Annotated in this window: 1 pseudogene; it reads right to left on the bottom strand. The window is 38.1% G+C overall.

The annotated features are described in order from the left end of the window. Window positions 1–380 precede the first annotated feature (380 nt). Window positions 381–570 (bottom strand): annotated as a pseudogene (locus tag R7Z50_RS29715) (LysR family transcriptional regulator); the annotation flags it as partial.

Raw genomic sequence — 570 nt, 5'->3', positions numbered from 1 at the left:
CACTTCAACAACGCATGTACAATGACTCTTCAACTGTTGATGGATATCTAAAGTCACTCTGTTGAGCAGAGCGCTCCCATTGAGCTTCAATATTTCATCAAGCTTTTGGACACTGATTTGTACATGATCCATTAAACACGTTACCTAGCCGTTATTAATTTCATATCGTGCTTTGATAGTTGTGCGACACGACGACTTATAATTTTATATGCATCAAGTAAACTATCGTTTACTTCAGGAGATTTATCAAACTTTGAATCCCAACAGATAAGGAATTAACACTAATAGGTGAGTCTAGTAAGGCTAGAGTGTTATCAAAGTTTGAGGCATTAATTTCAAAGTAGTCGCTTACTCACACATTTAACAAGAAAACTATCAAATTAGATGCGTTTTTCTTCTTCTAAACGGGATTTTAGATAGTCGAGGAACAATTGGGTGCGTGTGTGTTGATAATCCAGTTTTGGGTAATACGCATACACCGTAGCCTCGTCGGCTGTAACATCCGGCAAAATAGGCACTAGCGCCCCGGATTTTAAATCGTCTTTGATCATTACGTTATTGGTCATCAAG

Source organism: Vibrio sp. 1249-1, from assembly GCF_033340495.1.
This window is presented reverse-complemented; position numbering and strand designations above follow the sequence as displayed.